At 77.4% G+C, this 5,113-nt stretch carries 2 protein-coding genes; one reads left to right on the top strand and one right to left on the bottom strand.

Annotated features, from left to right (window positions below):
* Window positions 1–63: 63 nt before the first annotated feature.
* Complete coding sequence (locus tag ACTIGN_RS16005) at window positions 64–717, bottom strand: HD domain-containing protein (protein WP_439625566.1); 654 nt, start codon at window positions 715–717, stop codon at window positions 64–66.
* Window positions 718–905: 188 nt separating this feature from the next.
* Here ACTIGN_RS16005 and ACTIGN_RS16000 point away from each other — a divergent pair.
* Window positions 906–5,113: hypothetical protein (locus tag ACTIGN_RS16000; protein WP_439625564.1), on the top strand; the 4,208-nt coding region annotated here is incomplete at its 3' end.

Genomic DNA, 5,113 nt, shown 5'->3' with positions numbered 1-5,113 from the left:
CAGCGAGGGGGTGCGCCTGACCCCCTCGCTGGCGCTCAGGGTTCGCCCAAGCAGCGCGTCCGCCTACGTCCCCAACTCGCGCAACTCGGCGGTCAGGTTCTCGCGGGCGCGGGCCTCGCCCTCCTCGAACAGCACGTCGTGGTGGTAGATCCGCGGGCGGGCCAGGAACCGCCGCAGCACCGCCGCGCGGCCGGTGCGGTAGTCGGCGTCGGGCACGAAGGCGTACTCGCGCCGCACGTCGGCCGCGTACCGGCGGTACCGAGCGTCGGCCGCACCGAGGATCGCGAGGTCGGCGTCTATGACGACCGCGGCATCGGGGTCGGCCGGGGGCGCGTCGCCGAGCAGGTGCGCCGTCGCGGTCACGAGGCGCTGCACGGCTTCCACGGTCGCGGGGGGAACGCCGAGTGCGGTCAACTCGTCGGCCGCGAGGGCGGCGCTGCGGGCCTCGCTGTCCTTCGCCCGCGGGTCGTAGACCGCGTCGTGGAACCAGATCGCCAGTTGGACCGCGAGCGGGTCGCGGGTGTGCGCCGCGAGCCGCCCGGCGACGCGGAACATCTCGCCCAGGTGCTCGAGCGTGTGGTAGTGCCGGTCCGGTGCGGTGTACGCGGCGACGAGCCGGTCGAACGGCGGGTAGGCGTCCGCGGGGGCGACCCCGAACGCGGCGACGAGCCGCACCCACTGGCCCTGCATCGCGTCGAGGCGCTCCGGCGAAATCATGATCGGCCCCCGGTTCCGGTGGTTGCCCCGAGTAAGTGAGCGGTGGTACAGTTTAGGATGAGAAGACGGAACCTCAGAGGGCAGACGGGCGGGAAGCGACGGGACCCCGCGGTTCCGGGTCCGGCCCCGGTCTTCTGAGGGTCCGTCCCCTCGTCCCGAGACGTGCGACCCGCGGCGATGGAGCGTGCATGTCCGGCCCCCCGCCCCCAGCCACCGAGGCCCGCCCCGCCGCGACCGCCCGCGTGCGCCGGATGCGCGCCGCCCGCGGCGCGTGCTGGGTGATCGTGGCCGGGCTGGCGACCGCCGCCGCCGTGTCGGTGCTCGACGCGGCCGTCCGGCTCCCGGGGTGGTCCCGCGGGCTCGCGCTGGCCGCGTGGGTCACCGGGCTCGGCGTGCTCGCGTGGCGGCTCGTGTACCTTCCGTGGCGCAAGGAGCCCGCGGCCCGGCCCGTTCAGGAGGCCCGCCGCGAACTCCCGGGCAACCTGCGGGCCGCGACCGCCGCGGCCCTCGCCCTCGGCGGGTCGCTGCTGGCCACCGCGCTGCTCCCCGGGGCCGTCGACCACATCCGCCGCGTCGCGGTCCCGTGGCACCGCACGGCGCTCGCCCCGTACCGCGTCGTCGTCACGTCCGGCGACCCGGTCGTCCGCCGCGGCCACGCCGTCACCCTCACCGCCTACGCCGAGAAGACCGACCCGGCGGCGTCTCTACCGACCGCCGCGACGCTCGTTAGCCGTGATCGCGGGAGCACGGCCGAGCAGCGGTTTCCCATGACCGCGGACGGGAACGCCGCGTTTCATGCCGCCCGCCCCGGAACCGCCGACTTCGAGTACCGCGTCGAGGCGGCCGGCACGTCGAGTGAGTGGTTCACCGTGACCGCGGTCGATCCGGTGGAACTCGCCGAGGGGTCGGTCACCGAGGTGCAGCCGCCGCGGTACGCCCCGAACGGCGCGCGGTCGGTGCGCCCGGGGTTCACCGCCATCGAGGGCGTACCGCACGCGACCGCCGAGTTCCGCCTGAAGTTCACCCGCCCGGCGGCCGACGCCTACGTCGAGTTCCGCGCCGACGGGGCCGCCCCCGAACTCACCCGCCTCGCGCTCGCACCCGACCGGCTCGGCGGCACCGCGACGCTGCGGCTCAAGCAGGACGGCACGCTCCGGCTCGTGACCATCGCCGACCAGGACGGCCGCAAGCTCCGCGTCGAGGAGCCGCCGGTCGCGGTCCGCGTGCGGGCCGACGCGCCCCCGCGGTTCGAGACGGTGGCCGGCGTGTCGCCGCGGCCGATGACCGTGCGGCCCGGCGAGCGGCTCGCGATCGCGGTCGCCGCAACGGACGACACCGCGGTCGGCTCGGTGGTCGTCGAGTACGCCACCGGCCCCGCGACGAGTGAGGAAGTGCCCGTTCCGCTCACCGGGGCCGGGACCGCACGCGCGACCGGCCGGCTGGAGTTCGATCTGGCCGGCCGGCTGAAGGCGGACGAACCGCTGCGGTTCCGGCTCCGCGTGCTCGACTCGCGGCGGATCGACGAGGCCAACCTGAAGCCGCAAGAGGCGACCTACCCCGAGACCGGGTGGGCCGAGGTGCGGGTCGCTGCCGACGCGCCGGGCGCCGAGGTTCAAGAGATCGCCGGCCGCCGCGACGCGGTGCGGGTTCCGCTCGAGAAGGCGCGGAAGCTGCTCCGCGGCGACGCGCTCGCCAGCGTCGATCCGCTGACCGAGGACGCCGGCCGGCCGGCCCTTTCGACCGACCAGCTCGCCCGGATCGAGAACGCCCGCGAGTTCGCGAGGACCGCGGCGGCGCACCTGGGCGACGCGGCCCGCGAGTGCGCCCTGTGCCCGGACCTGCGGCCGCTCGCGGCTTCGATCCGGGCCGTCGCCGACGGTCACCTGAAGGACGCCGACGACGCGCTCCGCCGGAGTGCGCTCGTGCCGGCCCGCGAGCGCGCCGCGGTTCTCGCCGCCGGGCGCACGGCGCTCGCCGACGCCGCCGGCCGCACCGAGGAACTGGCCGCTCTCAACGAGTCGCTCAACCGCTCGCGGCTCGACGCGATCGCACTCGCCGACCTCGCCGCGGCGCAACTGGCGCTGGCGAAGCGCGCCGCCACCGCCCCGCCCGAGGAGGTGCTGAAGGCGCAGGAGGAACTGCTCGCGGGCCTGACCCGGCTCGTGGCCGAGAGCCCGCGGCTCCAGACGGCGACGGCCGCCGCCCGGCAGGTGGAACTCGACCGCCTCGCGGCGCGTGCGACCGACCTCGCCGGCGCGGTCCGCGACCTGAGCGCCGCGGCCAACGAGTTCCACGCGACCGCGAAGGAGCGGGCGTTCGCCGCGGTCCTCGCCGACCAGAAGGACCTCGCGGCCGCGGCCGGGGACGTGCTCGCCCGAGCCGGGACCGCGGCGCGGCTCGCCGGCACCACGCTCCCGAAGCCGGAGGAGTTCACGCGGGTCGCCGGGCTGATCGCCGACGGCAAGAACGTGGACGCGCTCGTGGCCCTCGCGCAACTCGCCGCCGCGCTCGACGCGGCCGCCGCGACGTTCGACGCGTGGGCCGCCGAGCGGGCCGACTCGAAGGCCGCGGCCCGGCACCTCGCGCTGTGGCAGGCCGACCTCCGCGCCCGGTTCCGCGCCGCGACCGGCGGCACCCCGGCGGCGTTCGGCGCGCTCCCCCCGGAGGCCCGCGCCGCGCTCCGCACCGAGCAGGCCGCGGTCCGCACCGCCGCGCTGGCGCTCCGCGTCGCCCCCGGCGAGAGCACGCGGGAGCGCGACGCCGCCGTCGAGCACGTCACCGGCGCGGTCCACTTCCTGAGCGGGACCGGGGCCGACGCCGACCGCGCGATGCAGATCGCCGCCGACCACCTGGCCCGGCTCGCGAAGGTGCTCCCGACCGTTCCCGAGCGGCTCGCGAAGACCCGCCCGGAGTTCGACAAGCTGCTCCGCGAGCAGGAGTCGATCACGGTGAACGTCGAACAGGTGCTCCGCGAGCAGGTACCCCGCCCCACCGACCCGGCCGCGGCCGCGAAGAAGCTCGCCCCCCTCGCCGGCCGCCAGGAGCGGCTCGCGCCGCTGTTCGCCGCCCTCGACCTCCCGGGGTTCGACGCCCGCCGGCTCCGCACGCTCGCCGCCCTCGCCGCGGCCGCGGCCGACCTCCACGCCGCCCACTTACAGGACGTGCCGGCCTCGCAAGCCTGGGCGCGGCGCGAGTTCGACCGGTTCCGCACCGCCCTGTTCGACAACGCCGCCCCGCCCGACGACAAGGCCGACGAACTCGCCCGCAAGCTCGACGAGGCCGCCCGCGCCGTGCAGTCCAGCGGGCCGACCCCCGCACTCGCGGCCGCCGTGCAGGACGCCTACAAGCAACTCGGCCGGGTCACCCGCACGCCCGAGGCCGCGGCCCTTCTGAACGACGCCACCGAGTCCCTCCGCACCGCCGACCTCGCGTTCCGCGCCGCCCCGAAGCCCGGCGAACTCGAGCGCAAGCTCCGGGCCGCGGCCGACGACCTCGCGCGACTGGGCGACCGCCTGAACGGGGCCGAGTCGGACCTCGACCGGGTCCGCCGGCTCGCGGCCGGCCGGCGGCTCGCCGCGGCGCGGGCGAAGGAGGTCCAGCCGAACTCGCCGGTGAACCCCGAGGCCTCCCGCGACCTCGGCCGCGAGCTGGAAGAACTCCTGCTCACCCGCGTCGGCCCGTTCGCACAGGTCCAGAAGAAGCGGACCGCCGACGAGTACGCCCGGCTCCGCGACAAGCCCGCGCCGGACCGCCAGGCCGGGGCGCACGCGGCCCTAGCGGTCGCCCTCGAAGAACTCGGGGCCCTCATGGCCGACTCCGGGGACCAGGTCGCCGCGTTCGACCGCGCCCCGCCGCCGGCCGAGCCGGCCGGGGCCGGGGCGCACCTGCCGTCGCGGCCGCTCGCCGACGCGCTCCGCGAACTGGCCCGGGGGCACCGCGCGGCCCGCGAGCGGATCACCAACCTCCCCGCGGACCTCGCCCGGTGGACGAAGCCGGCGGGGGCCGACCCGCTCGCCGCGGTCGGGGAGCGGCAGCGGGCGCTGGCGGCCGACGTCTCGAAGCTCGTCGCCGTGCTGACGGCCCGGCCCGCGGCGCTGCCGGCCGACCCGTACTTCGCCGAGTCCGAGGCGGTGCTCGTCGCGGGCCACATCGGGAACGGGGCGGTCCGCGAGGCGCAGGAGAACGGCGACCGCGCCGCCCGGTTGCTCCGCAGGCTCGCCGCCGCGCCGCTCGCGAAGGGGGCCGCCGACCTCGCCGACCGGCAGGAGCGCCTGCTCCGCGACCTGGCGCGGGCCGCGGCGCAGCCGGGGGCGGTCGCGGCCCGGCTGCTCGCACGCGGCGGGGAACTTGCGCACCGCTCCGGCGACCTCGCGGCGGCGCTCGACGCGGCGGCGCG

This window comes from Gemmata sp. (genome assembly GCF_051859125.1).
Lineage (GTDB): Bacteria > Planctomycetota > Planctomycetia > Gemmatales > Gemmataceae > Gemmata.
This window is presented reverse-complemented; position numbering and strand designations above follow the sequence as displayed.

Bases quoted from the DNA above. Each gene is read 5' to 3' on its own strand.
- ACTIGN_RS16005 (WP_439625566.1), bottom strand. From the start codon at position 717: ATGATTTCGCCGGAGCGCCTCGACGCGATGCAGGGCCAGTGGGTGCGG.